General features: G+C 43.2%; 15 protein-coding genes. 9 read left to right on the forward strand and 6 right to left on the reverse strand.

Features of this window, described 5'->3' with window-relative positions; genetic code table 11:
• Nucleotides 1-281 precede the first annotated feature (281 nt).
• The 6 genes from QZ738_RS19495 (at nucleotide 282) to QZ738_RS19520 (ending at nucleotide 9138) form a co-directional block, all read left to right on the forward strand.
• Nucleotides 282-839: an RNA polymerase sigma-70 factor gene (locus QZ738_RS19495; RefSeq protein WP_293789718.1), complete on the forward strand. Its 558-nt coding sequence runs from the start codon at nucleotides 282-284 to the stop codon at nucleotides 837-839.
• Between the two features lie 93 nt (nucleotides 840-932).
• Complete coding sequence (locus tag QZ738_RS19500; RefSeq protein WP_293789721.1) at nucleotides 933-1958, forward strand: FecR family protein; 1026 nt, start codon at nucleotides 933-935, stop codon at nucleotides 1956-1958.
• Nucleotides 1959-2054: 96 nt separating this feature from the next.
• Nucleotides 2055-5507 (forward strand): SusC/RagA family TonB-linked outer membrane protein, encoded by a 3453-nt coding sequence (locus QZ738_RS19505; protein ID WP_293789724.1) that lies wholly within the window; start codon nucleotides 2055-2057, stop codon nucleotides 5505-5507.
• A gap of 11 nt (nucleotides 5508-5518) precedes the next feature.
• Nucleotides 5519-6991 (forward strand): SusD/RagB family nutrient-binding outer membrane lipoprotein, encoded by a 1473-nt coding sequence (locus tag QZ738_RS19510; protein WP_293789726.1) that lies wholly within the window; start codon nucleotides 5519-5521, stop codon nucleotides 6989-6991.
• Between the two features lie 30 nt (nucleotides 6992-7021).
• On the forward strand, nucleotides 7022-8311 hold the full coding sequence (locus QZ738_RS19515) for a metallophosphoesterase family protein (RefSeq protein ID WP_293789728.1): 1290 nt from the start codon (nucleotides 7022-7024) through the stop codon (nucleotides 8309-8311).
• A 2-nt stretch (nucleotides 8312-8313) separates the two neighbouring features.
• On the forward strand, nucleotides 8314-9138 hold the full coding sequence (locus QZ738_RS19520; RefSeq protein WP_293789731.1) for a glycerophosphodiester phosphodiesterase family protein: 825 nt from the start codon (nucleotides 8314-8316) through the stop codon (nucleotides 9136-9138).
• A 300-nt stretch (nucleotides 9139-9438) separates the two neighbouring features.
• On the opposite strand, the gene QZ738_RS19525 is transcribed toward QZ738_RS19520, so the two are convergent.
• Both QZ738_RS19525 and QZ738_RS19530 read right to left on the reverse strand, forming a co-directional pair.
• The gene (locus tag QZ738_RS19525; RefSeq protein WP_293789733.1) at nucleotides 9439-10080 is read right to left on the reverse strand and encodes an alpha-ketoglutarate-dependent dioxygenase AlkB; all 642 of its coding nucleotides are present in this window, start codon (nucleotides 10078-10080) and stop codon (nucleotides 9439-9441) included.
• The gene (locus QZ738_RS19530; protein WP_293789735.1) at nucleotides 10059-10553 is read right to left on the reverse strand and encodes a hypothetical protein; all 495 of its coding nucleotides are present in this window, start codon (nucleotides 10551-10553) and stop codon (nucleotides 10059-10061) included. The genes QZ738_RS19525 and QZ738_RS19530 overlap by 22 nt, the downstream gene beginning before the upstream one ends.
• A 217-nt stretch (nucleotides 10554-10770) precedes the next feature.
• On the opposite strand from QZ738_RS19530, the gene QZ738_RS19535 reads away from it, so the two are divergent.
• Genes QZ738_RS19535 through QZ738_RS19545 form a run of 3 tightly spaced genes read left to right on the forward strand, consistent with a single transcriptional unit; the run spans nucleotide 10771 to nucleotide 16233 of the window.
• A complete protein-coding gene (locus QZ738_RS19535) occupies nucleotides 10771-11499 on the forward strand; it encodes an Error-prone repair protein ImuA (RefSeq protein WP_293789742.1) in 729 nt (242 codons plus the stop codon).
• On the forward strand, nucleotides 11496-13001 hold the full coding sequence (locus QZ738_RS19540) for a DNA polymerase Y family protein (protein WP_293789745.1): 1506 nt from the start codon (nucleotides 11496-11498) through the stop codon (nucleotides 12999-13001). The genes QZ738_RS19535 and QZ738_RS19540 overlap by 4 nt, the downstream gene beginning before the upstream one ends.
• Nucleotides 13002-13005: 4 nt before the next feature.
• Nucleotides 13006-16233, forward strand: coding sequence for an error-prone DNA polymerase (locus tag QZ738_RS19545; protein WP_293789748.1), 3228 nt, complete (start codon nucleotides 13006-13008; stop codon nucleotides 16231-16233).
• Nucleotides 16234-16457: 224 nt separating this feature from the next.
• On the opposite strand, the gene QZ738_RS19550 is transcribed toward QZ738_RS19545, so the two are convergent.
• The 4 genes from QZ738_RS19550 to QZ738_RS19565 all read right to left on the reverse strand — a co-directional run bounded on the left by QZ738_RS19550 (nucleotide 16458) and on the right by QZ738_RS19565 (nucleotide 24212).
• A complete protein-coding gene (locus tag QZ738_RS19550; RefSeq protein ID WP_293789750.1) occupies nucleotides 16458-17564 on the reverse strand; it encodes a glycoside hydrolase family 88 protein in 1107 nt (368 codons plus the stop codon).
• 138 nt (nucleotides 17565-17702) lie between these two features.
• Nucleotides 17703-19376 (reverse strand): RagB/SusD family nutrient uptake outer membrane protein, encoded by a 1674-nt coding sequence (locus tag QZ738_RS19555; RefSeq protein WP_293789753.1) that lies wholly within the window; start codon nucleotides 19374-19376, stop codon nucleotides 17703-17705.
• Nucleotides 19377-19387: 11 nt separating this feature from the next.
• A complete protein-coding gene (locus QZ738_RS19560; RefSeq protein WP_293789756.1) occupies nucleotides 19388-22444 on the reverse strand; it encodes a TonB-dependent receptor in 3057 nt (1018 codons plus the stop codon).
• A gap of 196 nt (nucleotides 22445-22640) precedes the next feature.
• Complete coding sequence (locus QZ738_RS19565; protein ID WP_293789759.1) at nucleotides 22641-24212, reverse strand: family 43 glycosylhydrolase; 1572 nt, start codon at nucleotides 24210-24212, stop codon at nucleotides 22641-22643.
• Nucleotides 24213-24307 lie beyond the last annotated feature (95 nt).

Raw genomic sequence — 24307 nt, forward strand, 5'->3', positions numbered from 1 at the left:
CTCACTATGGAGAGATACCAAATAGGATAGGTTATGAGCAAGAATTGCAAATTTTAATCCAAAACGGGCAGCAATCTCGCCCTTGTCGTGATGCTAATCACAATAACCTGCATCAAAAAATTATTTATAGGAAAATCAGCACTTATTGAGGTGTTCTTAAACTATGTTAGCCACCAGGTTCACTGGCAAAGAAACCGAAAAGCTTCTTTACAAAAGAGGTGCATTTAATATTGAGTTAATATGTGTATCGTTTCTGAATTTTAATTTTGACGCGATAATTTATGGGCGAAAACAATATAGCCGGATTTAACGATAGTAAAGGAAAGAAGTTTGATGAAAAAGCATTCGCGGACCTTTATCGCCGTATGTACCCCACACTTAAAAAATACGCTATTTATCTGGTAAAGGATATTGAAAATGCCCAACTCATTTTAAATGATGTATTTATATCCATCTGGAAAAACGGCACAATTATCTCAAACGAAAAGGCTTATCTTTTCCGGGCCATAAAAAACGCAGCTACCAATTACCAAAAAATGTCTAAAGTAAATATCTGGCCTATTGATAGTGAAGAAGAAGCAACTGAAATTATCGACCTGAAAGAAACCCCTGCTCAGGCTTTCCAGAATAAAGACCGCAACCGGGTACTTTACAGTCTTATTGACCAGATGCCCGAACGCCGCAGGCTTATTTTCTATATGTACCGGATTGATGGCTTCAGTTATAAGGAAATAGCTGCTTTATTGGACATATCGGTACGTACAGTTGAAGATCATCTGGTAAAAGGTTTTCAATTTCTCCAACAAAAAGTATTACAAAACAGATCCGAATTCAGATAAAACACCAGTTAACGATTTTTTAACGCAAAGTTAACTTTTTTGGGCCCGTAGCGATCCTTCCTATTCTTGTCTTGTAAGTATAAAAGCATGTGAATGGATCAGGAAACCTGGAAATTGGTACTCGAATATTTGGCGGTAAAGGAAAACGCTCGCAGCAGCAAGGCCGAAATAGCCATGCTCAAACAAAAGCTTTACGATTGGGCAGGTAACGATCGGGCACGGATGGAGCAGTTGGAAGAGGCAATATCATTATGGGAAAATACTGCAGAGCTTCCGGATGACGGATCGTGGAAAGAAAGTTTTGCCACTATCAAACAACAGCTGGATAAAACTCCGGTAAAAAAATTGAAAATAGCAAAGTGGTGGCCTGCTGCAATAGCAGCAGCAGTAATTGGAGCACTGCTATTTTTTGTTAACTATGATAAAACACCATGGGCAAATAACCAGAATACCATTATATGGACAACCAAAACTGCTCAACCCGGTAAAATCGTTGATATAATGCTACCCGATAGTTCAGAGATCTGGTTAAACTCCGGAAGTAGCATCAGCTTTCCTCAAAACTTGAAACACGCTGACATCAGAACAGTTAAGCTCAATGGGGAGGCTTTCTTCAAGGTAAAAAGAGATCCCGCACATCCGTTTATCGTAAAAAGTGAAAACATACAAACCATGGTATTGGGTACCAGTTTTAACATCAATGCCTGGAAAGGATACAGTCCGCAAGTAACTGTGCTGACCGGAAAGGTAGCAGTATCAAGAGATTCGGCCGGTGTACAATCGGCAGCAGTTCATCTATTACCCAACCAAAAAGTAGTTTATGATATTAAAACAGCACGCCTGATGCGCGAAAATGTTGATGATGCAAAGATTGCTATCGACTGGAGAACGGGAAAAATGAATTTCGACCAAACGCCTATGGAAGAAGTTTTTCAGACCATCTCGAGAAAATATGCCATCAAGATTATTTCTGATCAGTCTTTTAAAAGCTGCCAGCTTACGGCAAAGTTCGATAATGTAGCAATTAATGAGGTAATGAAAACCATTAGTCTCACATTCGATATCCAATACACCATAAACAAACAGACTATTTATATAAAAGGAGGCAAATGTAATTAAACAACGATTAAAAGATAGCTGCAGCATGTTGACGCATGCCACAGCTATGAAATTTCAATTTTATTTTAACCCATCAAGATTAAAACATACAAAGTTATGAAAAAGTCAGCAGTGACTAGTCAATTAATTTTTAGCGCAATGCGTTTTTTAACCCTTATTTACTTTATGCTCTCGGTAATGCTTTTAACAGGGCAGGCATCACCAGTAAATGCACAACAATTAAATACAAAAATTAGTATCAATTTAAAACAGGGGAGCTTAACCGACCTTTTTAAAACCATCGAAAAAAAAACAGGCCTTTATTTTGTGTATTCAAATAAAGATGCAGTAGAAAAACAACACATTACCAGTTTAAAAGCAGATAACGAAACCGTTGGCAGCTTATTGAACCGGATTTTAACCCCGATGCAACTTACATACCTGATAGAAAGAAACCAGGTGATCATAAAAAAATCCGTCCGCATTAACGGTCAGGTAACAGACGAAAAAGGTTTACCCCTGCCTGGAGTAAACGTAATCGAAAAAGGAAGCAGCAACAGTACCAGCACCAACCTTAATGGTGAATTTAACCTGAACGTTAAGGATAAGTCAGCTACGCTGGTTTTCAAAATGATCGGTTACCGGACTAAGGAAATAGGACTTTACAATCAAACCCAGTTAAAGGTTAGTCTCTCACCTGATGAAACCGCTCTTTCTGACGTAGTCGTTACCGCGCTCGGTATTAAACGTTCCGAAAAAGCCCTGGGTTATTCTATTGCTACCGTAAAAGGCAGTGATGTGAATACTGTAAAAGAAGTAAATGTAATCAACTCACTTGCCGGTAAAGTAGCCGGGGTAAATGTAGTAAGCGCCGGTTCCGATCCCGGATCGAGCGCTTTTATCACCATCCGTGGACAATCGTCCATCGCTACCGATAACCAGCCCTTATTTGTAGTTGACGGCGTTCCTGTGGCACATTCGCTTCGCGCTACATCAGAGGTTGGCCGATCATCAATCGACTATGGCAGCCCCATTGCGGATATCAGTCCGGACGATGTAGCAAGTATAACTATCCTGAAAGGTGCAAGTGCAGCAGCCTTATACGGCAGCAGGGCCGGCAGTGGTGTGGTATTAATTACTACCAAAAGCGGTTCGGCAAATAAAAAAGGTTTGGGCATCAATTTCAACTCAAACGCCATGTACGATCGGGCCTGGATGTTCCCGCATTTTCAGCATACCTTTGGTGGTGGCGAATACACCGACGATCCGGCTTCCTCTACCTCCTCGGCATGGGGACCAAGACTTGATGTTGGCACAAAACACCTGCAATGGAACAGTCCTTTGGATGCCAACGGAAAACCGATTGCCACCGATTGGGTATCACACCCGAATAATCCACAGGATTTTTACGAAACCGGTGCAACTTATACCAACAACATTTCCATCAGCGGCAAAAATGCTGATGGCAGTTACCGTTTATCATACACTAACCTCAGCAATACAGGGATTGTACCCAATACCGACCTCAAAAGGAATACGCTTAACCTTTCGGCCATGTATGTGCTACACCCTAAATTAAAAATCAGCACCAACATTGGTTATGTAAACAATAAAAGCGACAACAGGCCATCGGCTTACCGGGAAAGTGTTACACAGATGTTGTATTCACTTCCGCCGAATATGAACATCAACGACCTTAAAAACTATTGGAAACCGGGAAGGGAAAACATAGAACAATTTTCTGCAGATGATTCAGACAATCCCTATTTTGTAGCTTACCAACATACCAATGGTTATGACCGGAACCGTTTAACAGGAAATATTCAAGCGGTTTACGACATTACCAAAAACTTAAGTTTAATGGTGCGTACAGGGTTGGATATGTACAACGAAGAACACGAAACCAAGCGTCCCTTCAGTTCGAAACGTTTTAAATTTGGTGGATATGGGGTAGATAATTCTTTCTTTAAGGAACAGAATAGCGATTTTTTACTGAGCTATAAAAAACTGCTGAATCAGGATTGGTTGTTAAGTATTTCTGCAGGAGGTAATCAAATGAACCAAACCAACCGGTTTACCGCGCAGAAAACAGAGAGCCTGAGCATCCCGGGCGTATACAACATTGCCAATGCACAGGCCGGTACCATTGTAAATTCGCAGTATAACTCGCGCAAACGCATCAACAGCATCTATGGCCTTGGGCAGGTATCATTTAAAGATATGGTTTTTCTTGATGTAACGGGCAGAAACGATTGGTCGAGCACATTACCTGAAGGCAATAACTCATATTTTTATCCGTCTGCTTCGTTAAGCACCATTGTAACTGACGTATTCAAAATCAAATCTGATGTACTTTCGTTTCTTAAACTTAGGGCAAACTGGGCACAGGTGGGTAGTGATACCGATCCTTACCAGTTGTACAATACCATTCCTTTTAACCAGGACTGGGGAGATGTGAAAAGGGCAACCATTGAATTTAACCTTAAAAACAACTTCCTTAAACCCGAAATTGCTACATCTTACGAATTCGGTGGAGATTTACGTTTTTTCAAAAGCCGTGTAGGTATCGATTTAACCTGGTATAAAACGAATAAGCGGAACCAGATCATTAACATTCCTACCACTATTGCATCAGGTTCTTCAAACCGGTTGATCAATGCCGGAAACATCCAGAACAGTGGCTGGGAAATCAGTTTAAATGCCGTGCCTTTTGATGGTGCCTTTAAATGGGAAACCAATGTAAACTTCACCAAAAATGAGAATAAGGTTATTGAGCTCTCAGAAGGCTTAAAAGAATACTCAATGGGCAGTGCCGATGGAGACAATATCCGCTACTTGATTAAAGAAGGCACCAAAATCGGCGATTTTTATACGCCAAGCTATACCAAGGTAAGCAGCGGGCCAAATGCCGGAGCCGCATTACTCGACAAAACCGGGCACTACATCCGCAACAATACCGAGTACCTTAAGGTAGGAAACTATAACCCCGATTTTACCATGGGTTTCAACAATACTTTCAGTTACAAAAACTTCACCTTAAATGTGCTTCTGGACTGGCGCAAGGGTGGTAATTTTTACTCGTACGTAGTAAAATCACTCATCAATGCAGGTTTAACTGACAACACTTTGGTGGGCAGGGATGCAGAAACAGGTGGTTTGCCATGGACGGATTCGCAGGGTAGAAAACGTAACGACGGAATGATTATTCCGGGCTATATTGCCGATGCTAACGGTAACCTTACCCAAAATACGGTAATTATTGCCGCTTCTGATTTTTATAACAACACCTACAACAAATACTACGAAAGATTAACCTATTCGGCCTCCTTTCTTAAAATCAGGGAAGCTTCTTTAACCTATGTATTTGATAAAAAACTAACGCGTAAACTGCCCATCAGTAACCTTTCGTTGTCACTTATCGGAAGAAATCTCTATACCTGGACCGCTAATGGGCTGGGTTATGATCCGGAAACGACCATGAGTGTTACCGAGGGATTTAAACTGGGCGTAGGCCATTGGACACTTCCCGGAACCCGCTCTTTCGGTTTTAAATTAAGTTGTAACCTTTAACCTCTACAAAAATGAAATTCAAATATACAACGCTACTCTTCTCGCTACTGGCTTTGATTACCAGCTGTACTAAAGATTTTGAAAAGATAAATACCAATCCCAATGCTCCTGAAACCACCAATACCGAGTTTTTAATGTCGGATGTATTGGTTTCTACCGCTTATGCCTATCAGGAAAATGCTGTGAACCGAAGACCAGCCTCTGCAGCGCGTTACCTTACCTTGGTACGCAATACGGGTTACGACCTGTTGGACTGGGGTCCGGTTGATTGGGATGATATTTACGCCCGCTTAGCCGTAAACAAAACCTTTATCGAAACCGCACAAAAACGTTCAGAAAACCAATACGTAGCTATCGGTAAAATTATGAAGGCTTTTAACTTTGGATACCTAACCGATTTATATGGCGATGTTCCCTACACGCAGGCACTTAAATCGAAAGAGGCCAACGTGATTTATCCTGAGTACGATCAGCAGCAGGCTATTTATCCCGATCTGTTGAAAGAGTTAAGAGAAGCCAACGATATATTAAAAGGCAACACCCAGGAAATAAATGCCAAAGCTGATATAATGTTTAAAGGGAAAGCGCTTGCCTGGCGCAAGTTTGCCAATTCACTGCGCTTGCGGATGTTGTTGCGGATCTCAAAAAATTATACACCAGCCTTTACCCAAATGCAGGAGATCCTTAATGATAAAACTACCTTCCCGATTTTTGAAAGCAGTGCAGATAACGCAGAGGTAGCTTATTTAGGCAATATTGCAGCCTACAGCTGGCCCGGCGGTCCTTTGGCCATGATCGATTTCGATTACCAGAAAACCAAAGCAAGCAAAGAACTGGTAGACAGATTGACACAAAGAAATGACCCAAGGCTGCCTGTTTGGATAGAACCTGTAAAAAGTACCACCGGATCAACTGTCGACCTGAACCGCTATGTGGGCGTACCCAATGCCATCGATGCACCATCTGCCTATAACGGTGGCGAAGATCATGTTTCAGTTTTTTCCTCTGCCTTTTTCAGAAAAAATGGCGGTACTTCCAATGCATTACTAAAAGCCAGTCTGGTAACTTATACCGAGCAGTGCTTCATTTTGGCTGAGGCCGTACAAAAAGGCAAACTTAACGTAAGTGGCGAAACTGCAGAATCACTTTATTATAAAGGCATCAGGGAATCGATGAGCAGCTATGCTGTAAGCGCAACACAGACCTATTATGATCAACCTTTGGTAAAATACGATGGCACACTTGAACAATTGATTACCCAAAAATGGCTGGCTATGCTATTTAAAGGTGCCGAAGGATGGTTTGATCAGCGCCGTACCGGCTACCCTGCTTTTGTCACCGGTCCGTTGGCAGCCGGAAGAGGTATTCCCAAACGTTATACTTACCCTGACTCGGAAAGTGCAAAAAACCGTGCTAAGTATCAAAAAGCCATTTCCATTTTTGGAGCCGACAACCAATATACCCTAATGTGGTACCTCAAATAAATTAATTCCTTTACAACTGAACAAAATAACATGAAATTATATATCAAAGCTTTTTCTTTTTTATTTGCACTCTCAGTTTTAACCATTGGTGTTAAAACATATGCCCAGGATTTCAAACCTGGGCATTTTCCCGACCGCATAATTTTAACCTGGGCGGGAGATCCTGCCACGAGCCAAACCGTAAACTGGCGTACCGATACCACAATTAAAGCTTCAAAAGCACAGATCAAGGCCGAAGATTCTAATCCGGCGCTTGAACAATCGGTTACCAGTTACGATGCAATTTCCACCTTGCTTGGTAGCGGAAATAATTACGAAATAGCAAGATACCACCATGTTACTTTTACCAAGCTTAAACCGGCAACGGTATATGCTTACCGTGTTGGCTCTGGCGAACACTGGAGCGAGTGGTTCCAGTTTACCACTGCATCGGTTAAAAGTACCCCATTTTCTTTTATTTACCTTGGTGATGCACAGAATGATATCCGTTCCAAATGGTCGCGGGTCATCCGTAAGGCATTTTCGCATCAGCCCGATGCCAGGTTTATCATCCATACGGGCGACCTGATCAACCGTTCGAATAACGACCAGGAATGGGGCGAGTGGCATTATGGTGGTGGTTTTATTAATGGTATGATACCGAGCATCCCCTCGCCGGGAAATCACGAATATGTACGCGACGATAAAAGAAATCTGGTACTCGACCCTCATTGGGGTGTACAGTATACTTTTGCAGGTAATGGTCCGAAAGGATTGGAAGAATCAGTTTATTATGTAGACTATCAGGACATGAGGGTCATTTCCCTGGATTCTCAAATGATTATCCTGGATGAAGCATCGGCAAAAGCCCAATACGAGTGGCTCGAAAAAGTATTAATGGAAAATACTAAACTCTGGACGGTAGTTACCTTCCACCACCCTATTTTCTCAACAGCAAAAAGCAGAGACAATAAGGAATTCAGGGAACGGTTTAAACCATTATTTGATAAATATCATATTGATCTGGTACTGCAGGGCCACGACCATACCTACAGCCGCGGCCAAAACCTGCCAAGGGGATTATCGGGAAGGGAAGTAAGCGGACCGGTTTACCTGGTTTCGGTTGCAGGCCCTAAAATGTACCAGGTAGATGGTGCCAAATGGATGGATGTATCCTTAGAGAACACGCAGCTTTTCCAGGTCATCCATGTTGATGGGGTGAACCTTAAATTTGAGGCCTATAAAACCTCAGGTGAACTTTTTGATGCCTTCTCCTTAAAAAAAACCGGCAGAAACAGCGCTGCTGCATTTACAGATATGAACCCTGCACAAAAGCCTTAACCATGAACATACGGATAAAACCATTTTTATTGAACATCTTATTCAGTTGTCTCTGTATACCGGCATTCTCACAACAGGTGAAGAGGAAATTGCCAAAATCAAAAAATACTTTTATTGTGATTGCTCACCGCGGTAGTCATTTAATTAAACCCGAAAATACAATAGCTTCCATTACGGAGGCTATTGCTTTGGGTACAGATTATGTGGAACTCGATCTGCGTACTACGAAAGACGGGCATCTGGTACTTTTGCATAACGACCGGGTAGATGGCATAAGTAATGGAAAAGGACTGATTAAAAACCTCGATTTTGAATCAGTTAAAAAGCTCATTCTTATAGGCAGGGATAGCAGTTTGCACCATATTGCCAGTTTTGAAGAGGCGCTAAAAGCATGTAAAGGAAAAATAAATATCTATTTGGATTTTAAGGCAGCCGAAGCAGAAAAAGCTTATCAAGCCATTAAAAATGAGGGAATGGAGCATCAGGTATTGGTTTATGTTAGTGGAAATAGCGATTACCTTTCCTGGCGGAGAACTGCACCTGAAATGCCATTGATGTCGCAATTGGATCCAGGTATTACTACAGTACAAAATTTGCTGGGCGTTTTTGCAGAAACTCCACTAGAGGCAATCGATAATATTCCTAATGAAACGCTGCTGCCAGTTTTAAGAAAAATGGGCATTAGTATTTTTCCTGATGTTCAAAAAGCCAGTGAAACTGTAAAAGATTGGAACAAGGTAATAAAGTATGGTGTGCAGGGACTGCAGACTGATCATCCCGAAGCACTTATCAAATACCTCCGATTGGCTAAGATAAGAGTTAACTAATTATCATTAAGGCGTTACTGAATTGATAAAGACCAGGAAAAGTTATACCGGATCAGAAACAATTTTAATCGAAAAGCATTCATTAAAAATTAACACCTTAAACCGGCTTTTATCAGCCTTGACATTTCATATATCCATCAGAAGAAATTCTTCATCATATTATTTTCGCCCTGGCTTTTAGGGTTTGTAATTTCCAATTATTTTAGAAGACCGAAACAGCCGGAACCTGCCCCTGTAAATCAGTAATTTCTTCAGGTTAACCGTAAAAAATGTTATAGTTATTTTAGTGGTGAGCTTATATCACACAGATGGATTGATAATCCGCCTGAAAGTCAGGTTTACCCTTGGTCCGATATGTTGAGTAGTCTTGGCAATCCGGTGTTCCCATCTGGCCTGCAAATCACCTTTCATGATTAAAAGAGACCCATGTTCTAGCCTAACTGCATATTTCTCCCGGTGATTTTCTTTTTTTCTGATATCAAAACTCCTCACTGCGCCAAAGGACACTGAGGCGATAACGGGGTGCGATCCCATTGCCGTTTCCTTATCGCTATGCCAGGCCACCGAATCATTGCCATCACGATAGTAATTGAGCAATACACTATTAAAGGTTATTCCAGAAATAGGTTCTACCGATCTTTTAAGTTCCAATAGTAATGTTGTCCATTCTATTGGCGTGGATTTGCCAAGGGCGCCATAGTCAATACCGGCAACATCACCATACCAGGCAGTAAGCCTCGGTGTAAGTATTTCCCGGTCGTACATTTTTACAAGCCTTTGCTGCCAGGGGGTGTTTTCAACAAGTGTTGTCAGCAACAGATCGCTTTGTTCCTGATTGATAAAACCTGCACGATATTCGAGCACATCTGCGGGTAGTCCGGCAGATTGCCCGCCAGGTGCAAAAAGAGTCAATTGTTCCATTACCTGTCCACCTCTTCCCATCCAAATGATTCTTTTTTATAAACCAGTGGCTTTGCAAGCAAGGAGAAATCATCCGAAAAATCATGGTTGAATACCTGGAAATTTATCGCCCATTCATCCTTGAGCAGACCTGGCACAAATCTCGAAAATATAGCTTGAAAGCTGTTCAAATTAATCCCTTCTTTGCAGATGATCATATAAGCCGTATCAGACCTTAACACTACTTTTTCTACCAGATTTGGCCAACGCGAACTGATCTCCCCGGGAAGGCAGTTAAAATGCTGTGCATCAATATGACTGGTAAGACCGATCAGCAGATCGTCGCTAAGTTCATCACCGCTTTGCAGTTTCCATGTACCTTTCCATTTTTTCATACTGCCAATCAATTCACCGTCACGCACAATCTTCCAAGGCTCCCCAACCCCAAAACTGATCAATTGATAAACCACTGATAGGCCATTTTCATCCTCAAAAAAATATTCCAACTCCGTCATAAAAAAGATCCTTTTCTATTTTTTAAAGATCAAATATACTAATTTATACTAAATAAATTAGTATTTATTAACATTTTTCAGAGTCCAAAAGTTTAATTATGATTATTTAAAACCACAATCAGATAAATTTGTTCACATTTAAGAGATACTAATATTTTTAGCATTAACTTTGCAAGAGTGGTCTCGAGATTATTTTCCCTTGCCCTAGTAAAAGGATATGGCGGCTGTTAAAAAGGATATTATAGGCAAACTTCAGGAACAGATCCTGAATCTTCAGGGTGTTAAACCTGGAAGAAATGCTCATGCAATAGACTTTGGACTGGGCATCATTTCAAATGCTTTCCCGGGTAATGTATTTCCGCTGGCTGCCCTGCACGAATTTTTAGCCACAAATCTGGAAGATGCAGCGGCAAGCGGTGGTTTTATATCCATATTGCTTTCTACCCTGATGAAAAAGAATGGTGTTTGCCTGTGGATCAGTACACAACGCAAAATCTTTCCACCGTCACTGATCAATTTTGGCCTGTCGCCAGAGCGTATCATTTTTATTGATCTGCAAAAAGAAAAGGATGTATTATGGGCCAGCGAGGAGGCGCTAAAGTGCGAAAGCCTGGCTGCAGTAGTAACCGAACTGGATGAAATCAGTTTTGCGCAAAGCAGAAGGCTCCAGCTGGTGATCGAAAAAAGCAGGGTTACCGCCTTTGTGATCCGAAAAAATGCTGAAAAACTCAGTTCTACCCTGGCGGCCGCCAGGTGGCGCATATCTGCTATGCCCAGTGGGGCAATTGATGGATTACCCGGACTAGGCTTCGCCAGATGGCACGTTGAACTGCTTAAGGTTAAAAATGGAATACCGGGCAGCTGGATAATCGAATATGCAGCCGGAGTTTTTAAACCGGTAAAAGAAGTACCTGTTAACGATCTGAAAATCAGGAAGGCGGTATGATGCAAAAAAGATACATGTCTATATGGTTTTCTACCTTGCTTACCGACTGGATCCGCATCAAACAGCCAGCGCTAAGGGATTTGTCGCTTGTTTTTTCAGATAAGGCCGGCAACCGGATGGTGATTACCGCTGCCAGTAAAGAAGCTACTTTGCTCGGTATCCATTTAGGAATGCCGCTGGCTGATGCCAGAGCGATTGCTCCTGATTTGGAAGTCATTGAAAACCAATGCCACAAATCCAAAAAGCTATTAGCCGCACTTGGCAGGTGGTGCATCCGTTATACGCCATTAGTGGCTGTGGAAGAAGATCAGGGCCTGATTTTAGATATTAGTGGCTGTGCACATCTCTGGGGAGGTGAAAGGGAATACCTGCGAGAAATCGTTAACCGCTTACGTGGGCTGGGCTATCAGGTCAGGGCTGCGATTTCAGATACCATGGGTACCGCCTGGGCCGTATCGCGTTATGGCAGGGTTTCTCCCATCATTAAAAGCGGCGAAGAACTGAATGCGCTTCTGCCTCTACCGCCAATGGCGCTCCGCATTTCGCCCATGGCCAGTCAAAAATTGATCAAGCTCGGTCTAAAAACCATCGGCAGCTTTATTTCCATGCCCCGATCGGTACTGCGCAGAAGGATTGGCGAAGGCAGTATGGAAAGAATAGAACAGGTTTTAGGGCAAAAGGAAGAATTTTTTTCACCAATTACGGTACCCGAAGTTTATAGCGAAAGATTGGCCAGTATGGAGCCGATCAGAACGAGAAAAGGCATTGAAATCGCCATAGAGAAACTGCTGTCGCAACTCTGCGCCAGCATGCAAAGAGATGGAGTGGGACTTCGTTCGGGCCTTTTGCAGAGCTATCGGATAGATGGACGGGTAATTAAAACCCGGATTGGTACCAATAGCCCAAGTATTAATACGAGCCATCTTTTCAAGCTGTTTTCACTCCAGATCGATAACATTGAGCCAAAGATGGGCATTGAACTTTTTACCATGGATGCGGTAAGCTTTGATGAGCTGGATCCGGGCCAGGAAACTTTATGGATAACAGAAAAAAGTATGGGCAACCAAAAAGTCATTGAACTTTTGGATAGGCTGGCCGGAAAACTGGGTGCACAGGTCATTCAACGTTATCTGCCACAGCCACATCACTGGCCGGAGCGATCCATCAAAAAAGTGGATTCAATTACAGAGCCGCTTTCTTTACCCTGGCGTACCGACCGCTTGCGCCCGGTACAGCTACTTAAAGTACCTGAGCCTGTACAGGTTACTGCACCTATTCCTGATTATCCCCCCATGCTCTTTCGTTATCAGGGTATTACCCATCAGGTAAAAAAGGCAGACGGGCCGGAGCGCATTGAACGTGAATGGTGGCTGGAGGAAGGTGAACACCGGGACTATTACCAGTTGGAAGATGCAGAGGGAAAACGATACTGGCTTTTCAGATCGGGACATTATAGTTCAGAGAAAGCCTCTAAGTGGTTTATACACGGTTTTTTTGCTTAATAAAATGGAATATATAGAACTTCAGGTAACCAGTAATTTTAGTTTCCTTAGGGGGGCTTCACACCCGGAAGAACTGATCGATCAGGCGGCGGCCATGGGTTACCGCAAGCTAGCCATTACCGACCGCAACACCCTGGCAGGAATTGTGCGGGCACATGTAGCGGCCAGAAACCACGCTATCGAGTTGATACCAGCCTGCAGGCTCGACTTACTGGATGGACCATCGATATTGGCTTATCCAACAGACAGACAAGCCTATTGCCGTCTTTCTGCTTTACTTAGCCTGGGCAATAGCCGGGCAGAAAAAGGCAGTTGCCACCTTTATCAGGCTGATGTGTTTGAACACAGTGAGGGTATAAATTTTATTGTAATTCCCCCGGATGAAATGAATTCCATTTTTGATTACCTGGAAAACTTTAAAGCTCAACTGGCAGATTTCAGAAAAAAACTGGGCGGTAATCTGTTTTTAGCTGCAACCATGGGTTATACCGGAGATGACCACAAAAGACTGTTCCGGCTAAACCAGTTATCGCAGGTGCTGGATATTCCGCTCATTGCCACCAATGATGTACATTACCATCATCCTGATCGCCGTGAACTGCAGGATATCCTGACCTGTACCCGTGAAAAATGCACGGTCCAGAACGCCGGATTTTTGCTCCATCAAAATGCAGAGCGGCATTTAAAGGATCAGGCAGAAATGATCAGACTCTTCCGGCAGTATCCACAAGCGATAAACAACAGTATTTTATTGGCTGAGTCCTGTCAGTTTTCACTCGATAGTTTAGAATATGTGTATCCGGAAGAAATTACTTCGGATGGAAGATCACCGCAGGAGGAGCTTAGCTATCTCTCCTGGAAAGGTGCCAAAGAGATGTTTGGTGAAGAAATCCCTGAAAAAATTGCTGCCAACATCAGGTATGAGCTTAAATTCATGGAAGAAATGAACTATGCTTCCTATTTTCTTACTGTATATGATATTGTCAGGTTTGCGCGTTCAAAGGGTATTCTATGCCAGGGCCGCGGCTCTGCAGCCAATTCTACGGTGTGCTACTGCCTGGGCATTACTTCGGTTAATCCCACCAAGTTCGACCTTCTTTTTGAGCGCTTTATTTCTTCGGCCAGAAATGAACCGCCGGATATCGATGTGGATTTTGAACATGAACGTAGAGAAGAAGTGATTCAATATATTTATCAGAAATACGGCCGCGACCGGGCAGCCATTGTGGCTACCGTAACCCAGCAGCATCAAAAAGGTGCGATACGTGATGTGGGTAAGGCCATGGGCCTTTCGGTAGATACCGTGGCTAAATTATCTGGTGCAATCTGGGAGTTTACCGATGAATGGTTTGAAGAAGCGCGGATACTGGAAGCGGGACTCAATCCAAAGGATCCGCTTTTAAAAAAGGTGCTGCAGCTCACCGGACAAATGATGGGTTTTCCCCGCCAGTTAGGCCAACATACCGGTGGATTTGTAATTACCCAAGGAAAACTGACAGACCTCTGCCCTATCCTGAATGCGCGTATGGCAGACCGCACCAATATTGAATGGAACAAAGATGATGTCGACGCATTGGGTTTTCTGAAGATCGATGTACTGGGGCTGGGCATGCTCACCTGCATCCGGAAAGGATTTGATCTGGCTAAAAAACATTATAACCTGGATTTAACCCTGGCGAATATTAACGCAAAAGAAGATCCTAAGGTATATGAGATGATCAGCAATGCAGATACCATTGGTGTTTTTCAGATCGAAAGCCGGGCACAACAGTCGATGCTGCCACGTTTACGCCCCAATTGTTTTTACGACCTGGTGATCGAAGTAGCCATTGTACGCCCAGGGCCTATTCAGGGAGATATGGTACACCCCTATCTGAGAAGAAGGAATAATGAAGAAACCGTTGAATACCCATCGCCTGAACTGGAAGAAATATTGAAGAGGACATTGGGTGTGCCTCTGTTCCAGGAACAGGCGATGAAAATTGCCATAGTAGCTGCAGGTTTTTCTCCTGCCGAGGCAGATGCTTTAAGGCGCAGCATGGCCACTTTCAAATTTAAGGGGCTGGTCAACCAGTTTGAAAAAAAACTCATCGAAGGGATGTTGGAACGCGGCTATAGTGAAGATTTTGCCAAACGCATCTTCAAACAGTTAGAGGGTTTTGGAAGTTACGGTTTCCCGGAGAGCCATGCCGCGAGCTTTGCACTATTAGTTTATGTGTCCTGCTGGCTGAAATGTTATTATCCGGATGTTTTTGCAGCGGCACTGCTCAACAGCATGCCCATGGGCTTTTACCAGCCGGCACAGATTGTGATTGATGCCAGGAACCATGGCGTAGAGGTCCGTGCGATAGATGTTAATTATTCGGTATGGGACAATATACTGGAGGAAAAAACCGGAAAATACCATGCCATTCGCCTGGGCTTTCGCCAGATCAAGGGCATTGCCACAGAAGAAGTGGAATTACTTGTTAAAGGAAGAACGGCCTGCTATAAAATGATCCATGAGCTTATGGATGCCGGTGTATCACAACACACACTGGAAATTTTGGCTGATGCGGATGCCTTCCGTTCACTTGGAATGGACAGGCGGCAGGCACTTTGGGAAGTTTCGGCATTGGCAGACCGTCCGGTAGGCTTATTCGAAAAACAAGCCTCTGAAAGCGAAAAAGAACCTCAGTTATCACTCCCACTCATGCGTAATTCTGAACATGTAGTACATGATTATGCCACAACGGCACTATCGCTCAAAGCACATCCTGTAAGTTTTGTACGTGAGCAGCTGAGTTTACTTAATATTCTTTCTACCAAAGAAACAGCAGCATCCTGGGATGGCAGATTGGTGAAAGTTGCAGGCCTGGTGCTGGTACGCCAACGGCCCGGAACTGCCGGCGGAGTCTGTTTTATCACGGTTGAAGATGAAACAGGAGTAGCTAACCTGGTTGTTTTCCAACATCTTTTTGAAAAGTACCGGAAGGAGATTCTGGGCGCAAGGCTTCTGATGGCAGAAGGAAAACTACAGCGTGAGGGTGAGGTAGTGCACATCATTGTTAAACGCTGTTTCGATCTGACCAAACTGTTAAAAGGACTTACCGATACAGGGCAGGAAGAACTCCCTTTATTAACGCTTTCAAGGTCAGACGAACGCGTACCTTACCCCGCAGAAAACAAACGTACACAAAAAAGAGAGCAGGCAGATAAAACAGTATTCCCTCCTGCCAGGAATTTTAAATAGTTTCAGGTCGCCAGCGTTAGCATTACCAATCTGAAGTGGAAAAGCATAGCATCATACCAATTATAATTCAGCCTTACCGATCTAATTAAAGTGGGTAAAACCGGAACTGATGATGTAAAATCCAAATAAAGAACCCTGGGAGACGACGCCCCAGGGTGATCAGAATGTGCGCCAAACAGCTCTATGAGAGGGGCTGAATAGTACCAAATACGGCACAGCAAACTTTACTTTTCCAAAAGGGCGGCAGTACACCATAAGTATGGCGACTGCCCATGCGAATCACCCACGTTTCTAGGGCGGTCGTAATAATATTGTTTATCATTTTTCTTATTTGTACCTACACATACTTCTGCAACATCACCCTTTTCGTTGATGTAAGGCACTAATGCCAGCCAGGCCTTCCGGGCCACCGGTGCATATTCCTGTTTATCAAGCCAACCTTGTTTCACCCCGCTAATCAGCGCATAGGTAAACATGGCCGATCCCGATGTTTCCGCCCAACAATCTGGTTCATCAATTAACTGGTTCCACATGCCACTTGGCCTTTGGTAATCTTTCAAACTTTTCATCATTATTTCATAACCTTTCAGAATCCGCGGGCGGTCTTTATTGTCCTTTGGCAGCAAACGCAATAGTTCAGTCATGCCTGCTGCCATCCAGCCATTGCCACGCCCCCAGTAAAAAGGCACATCGGGTGCATGGTAAAAAAGGCCGTTTGGGCGCTGTAACTCATCCAGATAAAGTACCATTTCACGGGCAGCGCGATCGATATATTTCTGGTCGCCAGTGGCTTTATAGGCCTGAGCCTGAACAATGGTAATCATATACATATCATCAATCCATAGGCGCGTTTGCCAGGAAAAACCTTTATCTGCCCATTCTTTCTGCTTTTGATCAGCATTAGACGGAAGCGTCCATTGCGTATCTGCATAAGGCATACCCAGGTCGAAATAACGTTTGTCTTTAGTAATCTGATAGAGTTCCAATGGCAGACTACCAAACATATTCAAATCAACATGGTTCATAATCGGTAAAAGCTGTCTTTCCTGCGAAGTAAGTTTCTCAAACCTTTCTTCCAAAAGTGACAGGAGCTTTTTATCTTTTGTTAATTTGGCGTAGCGAAGCGCCCCCACCCAATTAAAAGTTTCAGGATAGCTGATCCATTTGCCCGCATGGAGCATGTGTTTTCGGTCAGGAAAGCGGTATGCCAGGCGTTTGCCGACCTCTTTTGGTCCGAATCCTTCAGGAAAATCTTTAAGCAGGTTACTCTGGGCAAACAGAAACTTACCGGGAATTAAGAATAAAAATAAGACAATTGATTTTTTATACATATTAATTTATAATTTGATTAAAAGCATGTTCAGTAGAAAAATTTGGTTAAAAAAATAAAATCAGATATATGCTTTGATTATAACCACTCCTGTTCTGTCCTGCTTTCTAAGCATTTTTCTAAAATGACCCACCAATGATCAGTAGCCAGGATTCTGTTCCAACTTAGCACCGTTGTTACGCTCAATTTCGGAAGCGGGAATAGGCCACAGGTTGTAAGTGGTTAATATATCGTTATAATAAGGATTACATTTTTTTACACGATCATAAACCAGGCCGAGTCTCATCAGGGTAATCCGCCTTTTCTCTTCCGATCCCAGTTCACGCATCCGTTCGTCTAAAATATAATCGATGTTTACATTGGCCGGCAGTACAGGAGATGCATTTGATCTGGCACGTACCACATTGATGTCGGCTGCGGCCTTATCCAGCTGGCTTAAACCTAAATAGGCTTCGGCCCTGAGCAAATAAGTTTCAGCTAACCTGAACATGTATTGGTCGGCATAGGTTCCGCCTGCGCTTGCCTTAAGCAACAGCTGCGATTTATCCTGAAACATACCATCAGGATGGTCGCCGGGAGTAGTTACCTTTGATTGAAAAGCATAAAAATCTCTTCTTGGTACCGTAATACCCGCAGGCGGGTTGATGGTGGATATGGTTTGCCCAAAGCGTGGATGTGCCGGATTGGTTACTTTAAATTCGCGCACAAAATTGAATGGTGCGTTCCTGAGATCGTTATTAAAATCGCTCTGCCAGATGACATCCGAAAAATATTTGGTGGGTATTGCCCAACCGATTCCCCTACCGCCGGTATAATCGCTGATGGGGTATAAAAATGGTTGAATACTGCTGCCCGCAAGCCTGAAAGTAAGAAACTGTGGTGCGAAATGTCGTTCCATCTGGTAAGAACCGCCAATTCCTGTAGAAACAGCTCCACCGCCAGGTACATCAGTTTCAAACTGGATTACCCATAGGCTCTCCCGGTTTGTTCCATTTTTACGATTTTGGTTACCGCGCTGAAAGAGATCCCAGTACACATTTTTTGTAGCATCTGACGCTTTCACCCCAAACCTGGTCGTCATCAGGCCAACATTGGGGTTACTGATCACCGTTGAAGCGGCATCTGCCGCATTTTGAAACTGCCCTGCCGCCAGGTAAACTTCCGACAGGAGATGATATGCGGCCAGGTTATTAATTTCACCATCCTGTACCACGTTGATGGCAGGCAGGTTGGCTGATGCAAATTTAAGATCGCTGATGGCCTGCTCCAATACCGCGGTTTTCGGCGCCCGTACATAATCTGTTTTGGGCGATACCACCTCGGTTGTGTTTAAAGGTACACCACCGTATAGATAGGCAAGTGTACGGAAAGCCATTCCCCTGAAAAATTTGGCTTTGGCTTCCATTAAGATTTTATCTGCCGGAGACAAGGCAGAAGCAGGAATACGATCGATAATGGTGTTCGATTCCGCAACAATTTTATAAAGAGATGTCCAATGAATCAAAGGGATTTCGGTACTCAGCGGCGAATAGGCTGCAACCATATTGGTGTGCCTGGTTGTAGCCGGCTGACCGTCAAAAACAAGATCGCAACCAAATACATAATCGAAAGGCCGTTGCTCGCCACTGTTATAGAACTCGCTTCTAACCCGGCTATACAAATTGTTCACGGCAGCATCAAAGTCTTTAATATTATTGTAGGCATTTGTGGTGCTTAAAAAATCCAGTGGTTCTTCATCCAGAAAAGATTTTTTACAGGATAAAAACGTCATGAACAGGGTAGCAGCTATAATCGTAAAGGTTATCTTTTTCATTGTTTTTTTATTTAAAATGTAACATTTAGACCTACAGAATAACCTTTGAATACAGGCCTCCCATCATTGGTCAATCCCTGGTTAGTTTCCGGATCCCAACCATCCCATTTGGTCCAGGTAGCCAGGTTTCTGCCACTTATAAATACATTCAGGTTCTGTAATTTCATGCGCTCAATCAGCTTCCCGCTGAATTTATAAGACAGCGAAACATCCTGTAGCCGCACAAAACTGCGGTTTTGGAAAAGTGGCGGGTTTAAGGTTGCAGAAACAATAGAACGGGGATACTTGCCATCGGGGTTATCTGGCGACCAGAAATCGATGCCGCTGAGGTAATTGTTCCGGATGGAATTATCATCCCTGATCAGTCTTGGGGTATTGCCGGCAAGGTAAGATTTATCTCCCCCCTGAACTGAATTTAAGAATATGCTCAAGGTGAAGTTTTTGTACTGAAAATTGTTCAGCAAACTGATCCTATAGGCCGGGGCTGATGATCCCAATACCGCTCTATCGCTTGCATTGATCATCCCGTCGCCATTTTGATCTACAATACGGAAAGTGCCCGGAGAATAACCAGTTGGAATTTTCTCGCCTACCTGCCAGATCCCATTTACCTGGTAATCGTAAATTACAGCAGTAGGCTGACCGATGAAAAGGCCACTCTGAGGGAGATCGTCTTCCACACCATCTCCGTTACGATCACCTAACAGCTTTACCACTTTGTTTACATTCCTGGCAAAATTTAAGGAAGATGTCCATTTAAATTCACCGCTATTGATGTTTTTTGAGTTTAAAGAAACTTCCAGGCCTTTATTGTTCAATTGGCCAATGTTGGTGAGTATATTGCTAAAACCGGTAATTACCGGAATGTTTACCGAATAAAGAAGATCGGTTGTTTTGGTATCGTAATACTCAACTACACCCGATAACCTGTTTTTAAACAGGGTAAATTCAAGACCCACATTGGCGCCTGTTGTGCGCTCCCACTTTAAATCCGGATTGGATAAGGAATTCACCTGCTGGCCAAATTGTGTGGAACCGCCATCACCAAAAACATAAGAGGCACTTACACCCACGTTGGCCAGTGATGAATATCTGGTCGTCTGATTTCCGGCAACGCCATACCCTATCCTCAGCTTCAGGTTATCTACCCAGTTAACTTTGAAAAAAGATTCTTTAGAAATATCCCAACCCGCTGATACCGACGGGAAAATACCGTATTTATTGTTTTCAGCAAAGCCTGAAAACCCATCTCTCCTAATGGTACCGGTAAACAGGTATTTGCTGTCGAAATTATAATTTAGGCGGAACATCTGATAGTTCAGGGTTTCTTTCCAGGCATTGGATATCGCAAAACGGTTGGTGCCCTGCTGCAGGTTATCGTAACCCAGGGTTAACCTCGAAAAACCTGTGGAGTAAGCCCTGGTATAACTGTTATCACGTTCTATAGCACCGTAAAGCAAAGTTCCGGTAAAATTATGTTTACCAATCACCTTATTATAAGTTAACAGGTTATCAAAAGTATAATCATAATAAGTGGTATTTTCTTTCGAAGCCTGCCCGGTAAGGTTGCCATCGTACATATTTGAAATGTTTTTAAAATCGAGGCGGTAATTATTGCCAAAACTGATCTTATAACTCAGGCCTTTAACAGGCAATTGAACGTTACCATACACATTGGCAAAGAAATAATTGTGGCGATCGTAGTCTTTTGCCTGGTAATTTAGCAACGGGTTAACCACATTGGTATTGAAAGGATTGATTTTGAGGTTCCCATTATTGTCCCAGGGCAAAATTAACGGCGACATGAGATTGATATCTACAAAATTTGGTTCTACGCCATCTTCATTTACAAAAGTACCAAACGATTGCAGGCCAATGGTAAGCCAGTCTGTGGCTTTGGTTTCAATATTCGCCCTGATGGTTTTCCTTTTAAAAATATCATTATTGATAAAACCTGAATTCCGGGTTAAACTGCCCGATAACAGGTAATTAATTTTGTCTGTTCCACCTGATACACTGAGCTGATTATCCACTATTGAACCCGTTTTAGTCGCTTCATCATACCAGCTGAAATCATTGGGCAGCAGATTACCCTGAGCATCTTTCATTGAGGCATCTACTTTACCTATCAGATTAAATGCAGGATTAGGTCTGGTAAAATCGGGGGCAAGAAAGGCCTCATCATAATATAAATATCTAATGTGATCTAAATATTCATCCCTCGCCATGGGTTTTAAATCGATATTAGGTTTTTGAGTGGCGTATTGAGTAGAAAAAGAAATTCTCGTCCGGCCGATGGCCCCTTTTCTGCTGGTGATGAGGATTACACCATTCGCGGCTTGTGCACCATAAACCGCAGTGGCACTTGCATCTTTCAAGATATCAATAGAAGCAATATCATCCGGATTGATAGAAGTTAAGGAGCCATTGTATTGTACCCCGTCCAAAATAATCAATACGTTCTGGTTGCCTCCCAAAGTATTTTGCCCCCTAATGCTGATACCTGGTGTGGCACCAGCACGGTTTACCTGCCCCACATTTAATCCTGGTACCGTTCCCTGCAAAAGGTTGGCTACATTGGTAGTAGGTGAATTTCTGAAATCGTCAAGATTTGCCCGCACAACCGATCCGGTCACATCTGCTTTTTTCTGTGTTCCGTAACCAACCACCACCACCTCGTCCAGATTGGCCTGTGCCGACTTTAACACCACATTGATATTTTTAAGATTACCTACCGCTACTTCCTGTACGTCGTACCCGATATAAGAAAATACCAGCACCGTTTGGGCATCGGGTACACTAATTTTGTACCTACCGTTTTCATCGGTTACAACAGTGGTGGTTCCATTTTTTACCTTAACCGAAACTCCGGGTATCGGTGATTTCGTTTTTTCGTCTGTTACCTTGCCTGTGATGCTCATATCGACCTGGCTGAGGACAGCAAGTTCAGGTTTTTTATTTAGCAACACAGCTGCAATGCTGGCGTTTGCTGCTGTGAAAAAGGCCAATACCAGGATCTGCAAAAAAATGATGGCTATAATTCTTTTGGGTAGAATTCTATATCTCATATTTGGTTAAAATTATTGAATGTACGAACCATTGTAAATGGGCATTATTGGCTTAGCGAAATCAACAAAGCGGTGATGCAAGATTTTATATCTGGTTTCCGGGTATCAAAGTAAAAAAATGCTGTTTACAAAAAATGTTCATTCCTTTGTCGTTTTATCTCAAAATGATAAGGATGATGAGTATTGTTCAAACCTCTTATTCGCCCACCGGTACCGGAATATTCACCCCTGTAGCTGTGGCCGTTCCAAAATTTGGTGAGCCATCTGCATTCCAGGTCAGTTTTTGCATCCTTGGTGTTCTCGATCCGTTGCTGGTATTGGCTACGCTACGGGCATGGTAAATAAACCAGTTTTCGCTATGCAATACCCCGTTCGGATCAGTGTAGCTACTGGTAAAAAAACCATTGTGGCCGGGACCATAAACCCCATTGGCATCGCTTTTAACAAATACCTGTTTTTTATTGATCCAATCGCCTGCTACCATCGGGTTGCCCCCATCTTTCAGCTGGATCTGCGCCAAACAATAATTATCACTGCTGTAGCGGCTGGCAGAATATATAATAAATACCGGACTGCTGACATCTTTTCTGAGCATAATGGGGCCTTCGTTAACGCCCGCCCCTAAAGCGCCGCTCGGTTCATATTTTTCCCAATTATTGGTTGGCGATGATATTTTTACCCTGTCGCTGCTTATTGTCCATGGGTTAGACATTTGAGCAATGTAGATGTATTGTTTGTATTTGGTGGCCACGTTCTCCCATCCCGACCAAATGAAATAGTTTTCAGTTCCAACGGTTAAAACCGATCCGTCAATCGCCCACTGATCGCTTGGATCGCTGATTTTCCCTTTAAATGTCCAGGTACCTGTAGTAGGATCAGCATTGGAATTTTCAAGTACATACATGCGATGGGTGACATCGCCCCCGTCATTAGCGGCAAAGTAGAGGTACCATTTCCCGGAGAGGAAGTGCAATTCGGGTGCCCAGATATTAGAAGAATAAGCTGCACCTGCAGGAGGAGTCCACACCACTGTTTCGGCTGCCGTAGAAAGTAAAGACATTGTTTTGGTTTTCCTCAAGCCGATATTATTTCCGCGGGTATACATGAAGTAATAATAACCATCTTTTTGAGCAACATAAGGATCAGCTCTGCTCGCATTAATCAATGGATTCTGGAAGTTGGTATCATGAAAATTAAACATTCCCTGTGTACCGGTCAAGGTCGTTTTCTGCCTGATTTTGGCGCCAGGCGTACTGCTTTCGGGATCGACGGCCATTTTCATCCCGGTGGCCTTATTGGTAAGCGTATATACATTATTACTGCCGGTATAATCAATAGCCCATTGTTGCGCATCGCTGCCATCATCGGTACCTTGTTGCAAAATATCGCCCGAGGTAGCCGATGGCGATTTGAGGCATTTACTGCTGGTCATATTCACCAATTTGTAATAAGTGGCATCGATTTTTATCAGTTTCCATTTTTGGCCATTGTTGGGAAACCACGACCATTGCTGAATAGCGGCATTTTCTGCCGTGGAGTTACCGGTAACTTCTACCACAGGCACGTTGGGTAAGGATGAAGTTCCGCGGATGCGGTATATTGCCCCATCAATCAAAGTACCCAATGGTGGTGCAGCGGCGATTACATATGAGGCAGATAGTTTTCCGATTTGGTTTACATCAGCTCCTTCGGATGATGGCCCTTTCTGGCAGGAAGCGGTTAAAACAACAAGGGCGGTAGCCAGATAAATCAATAAGTTGTTTCTCATAAGATAAATGTTAAAACTGCAAAGGATTGGTTAGCAGGCAGAATGATTTGCAGTCAGGTTATTAATTTGGTTAAATCCTATCAAAGTAAAGAAAT

Source organism: uncultured Pedobacter sp. (assembly GCF_913776295.1).
GTDB lineage: Bacteria > Bacteroidota > Bacteroidia > Sphingobacteriales > Sphingobacteriaceae > Pedobacter.

Excerpts from the sequence above, each read along its gene's own strand:
- QZ738_RS19550 (WP_293789750.1), bottom strand. The coding sequence starts at position 17,564 with ATGTATAAAAAATCAATTGTCTTATTTTTATTCTTAATTCCCGGTAAG.
- QZ738_RS19525 (WP_293789733.1), bottom strand. The coding sequence starts at position 10,080 with ATGGGAAGAGGTGGACAGGTAATGGAACAATTGACTCTTTTTGCACCT.
- QZ738_RS19565 (WP_293789759.1), bottom strand. The coding sequence starts at position 24,212 with ATGAGAAACAACTTATTGATTTATCTGGCTACCGCCCTTGTTGTTTTA.
- QZ738_RS19505 (WP_293789724.1), top strand. The coding sequence starts at position 2,055 with ATGAAAAAGTCAGCAGTGACTAGTCAATTAATTTTTAGCGCAATGCGT.
- QZ738_RS19530 (WP_293789735.1), bottom strand. The coding sequence starts at position 10,553 with ATGACGGAGTTGGAATATTTTTTTGAGGATGAAAATGGCCTATCAGTG.
- QZ738_RS19560 (WP_293789756.1), bottom strand. The coding sequence starts at position 22,444 with ATGAGATATAGAATTCTACCCAAAAGAATTATAGCCATCATTTTTTTG.
- QZ738_RS19495 (WP_293789718.1), top strand. The coding sequence starts at position 282 with ATGGGCGAAAACAATATAGCCGGATTTAACGATAGTAAAGGAAAGAAG.
- QZ738_RS19500 (WP_293789721.1), top strand. The coding sequence starts at position 933 with ATGGATCAGGAAACCTGGAAATTGGTACTCGAATATTTGGCGGTAAAG.
- QZ738_RS19520 (WP_293789731.1), top strand. The coding sequence starts at position 8,314 with ATGAACATACGGATAAAACCATTTTTATTGAACATCTTATTCAGTTGT.
- QZ738_RS19555 (WP_293789753.1), bottom strand. The coding sequence starts at position 19,376 with ATGAAAAAGATAACCTTTACGATTATAGCTGCTACCCTGTTCATGACG.
- QZ738_RS19515 (WP_293789728.1), top strand. The coding sequence starts at position 7,022 with ATGAAATTATATATCAAAGCTTTTTCTTTTTTATTTGCACTCTCAGTT.
- QZ738_RS19545 (WP_293789748.1), top strand. The coding sequence starts at position 13,006 with ATGGAATATATAGAACTTCAGGTAACCAGTAATTTTAGTTTCCTTAGG.
- QZ738_RS19540 (WP_293789745.1), top strand. The coding sequence starts at position 11,496 with ATGATGCAAAAAAGATACATGTCTATATGGTTTTCTACCTTGCTTACC.
- QZ738_RS19510 (WP_293789726.1), top strand. The coding sequence starts at position 5,519 with ATGAAATTCAAATATACAACGCTACTCTTCTCGCTACTGGCTTTGATT.
- QZ738_RS19535 (WP_293789742.1), top strand. The coding sequence starts at position 10,771 with ATGGCGGCTGTTAAAAAGGATATTATAGGCAAACTTCAGGAACAGATC.